The sequence below is a fragment of the Hydrocoleum sp. CS-953 genome (assembly GCF_002260545.1).
GTDB lineage: Bacteria > Cyanobacteriota > Cyanobacteriia > Cyanobacteriales > Microcoleaceae > Trichodesmium.
In genome coordinates this window covers 1-3787 of the sequence record NZ_LGSU01000599.1, presented here as the reverse complement: position 1 = coordinate 3787, position 3787 = coordinate 1, and the positions used below count along the sequence as shown (strand labels likewise).

The window sequence follows — 3787 nt, the reverse complement described above, 5'->3', positions numbered from 1 at the left end:
GTGGAGAGAGATATAGCTGGCAAAGGCAGATTTTTCCTAACTCTTAGATATAGATAGTCTCAAAATTTTCCACTTTGGGAATTTGAGAGAAAATTTAGAAATTTTCCCGAAAATGTCTAAGTGTAGTTTGGAGATATATCTTTGGCAAAGACAAATTTTTCCTGACTCTTAGATATAGATAGTCTCAGAATTTTCCATATTAAATTTTACTCCTGAGAAAGCTGCTAAATTTTTAGCGATCGCTCATTAACTAAGATTTTTTCAGATCGTAATAGTCACAAAAACTGATAATTTACTCCTACTAACTCTGTCATTAATATCAAATACAAAAATAACTCGCTTCGCAGTCAAGTTTTCTCCTGAAGTTGGGAGTGTGGAAGAGGTTTAGATAAAAGGGTTTGGAGACCAAACCCCTACTAAAAATTGATATAAGTTCAAATATTTCTACTATTTATCTAAGACTTATTTTCCCAACCTCCTGTTAAAAAACAACTCCATCAACAGCATCATTAACTTCTGTCAAAAAAGCCAAAGCATTAAACTCAATACTTTCTGTCATCTGAGGAAAAATTGCCAAACTTCCCAAGGCTTCATCGCCAATAATATTTTCATAAGGGTCTAATTTTAAACTTAAATTACTACTATCTTTCTCCTGTTTTTCAAACCTGGAAAAATGGAAAAAAGTCAGATATTGAAGAATATCATTTTTCAATGAACTATCATAAACCAAACCTTGCCGAATATCCTCATCATCCATCACTCCAGAATAATATTTTCCTAACAAAGTGGAATAGGAAATAACGCCATTATAAAATCTTTCTGCTTCCCTACCCACAGAAATGCCATTAAACAAATTGAAAAATACCACTGATTTTTGACTACTATCTTCAGCAAGATTCATTAATTGTCTAGTGTCTTGAATGTACAAAGATTTTACCCCTATTTTTTTGTTCTTTTCCAGTTTTCGCACATAATATTTATCAAAAAGCACAGGATATATTTTTATGTCATCTCGGTTTTGTTTCATCGTGTTAATAATAGTAGGCGACATAAAATATAATCTTTCTTCCTCTTCTTGTTGAGTAATATGTAATTTACTGGTATAAGGTGCTTGTGCCACATATAAAAAGTGTTGATATCCTTCTAAGCAAAGTTCGCTAATTTTATCCATTAAAACAGGTGGTTCTTCATACATCTTTCGGAGTTGATAGTTATCAAAAAATTTAGTCAAAGGTTGAATTTTTACACTGCCATTTTCTAACCGTTGAATAGTTATTACTTCTCCAAATAAATTGGCAATTCTATCTTTACGATTTTGACTACCTGTTCTGGAGTCGCTCAGTTTGCTAGAGACAATAATAATTGCTAGTTTATCTAATAAAGTAGAGTCAGAATTATGATTGAAGCTAAACTTTTTAGGTAATACAGAATATAGGGAGTTTAAACCATTTCTAATATAACTGTTACTTACCCGAAAACCTTGAGAGTTACACCGATATTTTTTGCTAAAAATAAAAGCTAATGTTTTAGCAAGATTAGCCAAAAACTTTTCAGCAGGAAAAGGATTTTCATGGGTTCCTTCATGGAGTCGCACCATTGGGATAAATAATTCTTTTTCTTCTCCTGAATATTGCTCTAATAAAATTAGTAAACAAAGATAAGATAACAATATCCAAGTAAAACGATAGATAAATGCTTGAGTCGAATTTAATTGATTTTTTCCTGATTTTAAACGTTCATTATTGTAACTAAACAGCATAAATTTATATCCTTTCTGCACAAAATTTTCGTGATAAATTCGCCGACAAGTATCTGTATCAGGTATCCACATTACAGGCAATGTTTTAATTCCTTCAACATCATATTCCCACTGAAAACTTTGGCGATCGCTTCCTTCAAAATAACGAATATCTTCTATCTTAATACTTGCAGGTAGTTGACAGACTGCTCGATTACTTACTCCTTCTTCAACCAGAAAAATATACCTCAGACATTTCTTATAATTCTCTCTTAAATCATCGTGAAAAAAATTACCTTGAAACAAACTATCATCATCAGTTTTGATAATTCGTTTGTTAATACAAATTTCCCGTCTTTCTATACAGTTAGGTAATTTTTTCCCTCTGTCTAAAAAGTTTCTGACTAAACCCCTTAATTTCTCGATTTTTTGCTTCACTCCATATTTCTTAAATCCTTCTATCAACCCCCGAAAAATCTTATCTTTTTCATCATCATTATCTCCTTTCAATACAGGCAAAACATTTTCATCAAATTTAGGGATAGGCTTATAATTTAACTCATCATCGGAATGATAATTCTTTCCATTTGGATTTGGGCAAGAAAATACAAAATAGTATAAAAAAGCTCGCGTCAATATTTTTCTTGCCCAAGTTTTCTTTTTCTCTGGATTAGCCTTTAACGCCTCATTTTCCTCAGAATTATTATGAGTAATTATCTCCAAATTATAATCAAAAACTTCTTTTCCACCCCTAGCTTGTACTTTCCCATCCAACTTCATTTTCAAACCCAAAACAAATTGAGTTTCTCCTGTTTCTCTATTTGTAGTTTCTCCCAAATTACCATCAATAATTGGAATAATTGGCAGTGCATCAAAAACTTCAGCACGGGCAAAAATATCCCGGTAATTAAAACTTTCTCCACCATAATAAACATCATAATATCCATCAGCTTTAGACTCATCATTAATATATTGCTCAATTAATTTCAAACGCCGAATTAAATCTCTTAGATAAATGACTCCTGGCTTATCATTAGTCTCAATATTCTCTAATAAATGTTCTAAATATATAATTTTCGCTTCCTTTTTTAACTTACCTAAAGTTTCCTCATCTACCAGTCTTTGCAGTTGATTAAAATCTGAGTTTCTATCCTCAATTTTTCTTTCTAAAAGATGATAAATATCTTCAATATCTTCTGGGTCTTCGGAATCAAAATTATTTTGAATACTCCGTTTAATTCCTGTTTTGAGCTGAGACTGAAACGCCGTAATATTTCCCACTGTAATTGTCAGTTTATGGAATTTCAGTAAAGAATTACTACCAGGAAGTTGAGAATCTAAAATTAACTCTTGTTTTTGCAAGTCCGTATAACTTTCGTTAAAAGGATAAGATAAACCTAGCTTACTAGCACGCCCCTGAAAATATGTTAAATTCACAATTAAACTATCGACAAAACTATCAATATCTCCTATTCCTTCTGTAGATTCTAAATTAGTTATCAAATAGTCTTTTATTTCTCGTATTTGAGTCAAAAACTTTTCTCGGTTTACAAAATTTATACTAGCAATACGAACACCCTTCGTAGTGCTTAAAGGATTTTGAATATTTGTAGTAGCAATAGATGCAGCTACCTCATCAATATTTATCAGTAAACGTCGGCGGTCGGTCGATATTTTAAACAGATTTTGTTCTGGTAATTTCTTTAAAATTTTTTCTAACAAACTGTCATAATTAACAGAAATTAGATTGTCACCTTCCCTTAATTCATTAACCATATTTTATCGCACCTTAGTTAATTGTATTTCTGCAATAATTTCCTGTATAATGCTGCCAAAAAGCTATCAGATTGTAGGGGTGTCTGTTAACCCCTACTTATTATCATACTAAACGAGAAATTAATCTCCAAGGATAATTCAACTTCCAAATGAAATTAGTCATCAGCTAACCTTGGTTATTGCTTGAATATATTTAAAAGCTGTTTTTGTATCATTTAGGAAAAGCTAAATGCTAACTAGCTAAATTCTTACCTATTTCTTAATTATATATAG

Annotated in this window: 1 protein-coding gene; it reads right to left on the bottom strand. The window is 31.3% G+C overall.

Annotated elements, in window-relative coordinates:
- Positions 1 to 481: 481 nt before the first annotated feature.
- Positions 482 to 3514: a hypothetical protein gene (locus tag AFK68_RS06600; protein WP_094672079.1), complete on the bottom strand. Its 3033-nt coding sequence runs from the start codon at positions 3512 to 3514 to the stop codon at positions 482 to 484.
- Positions 3515 to 3787: the final 273 nt, after the last annotated feature.

Coding starts and splice junctions, on each gene's coding strand:
- AFK68_RS06600 (WP_094672079.1), bottom strand. CDS start 3,514: ATGGTTAATGAATTAAGGGAAGGTGACAATCTAATTTCTGTTAATTAT.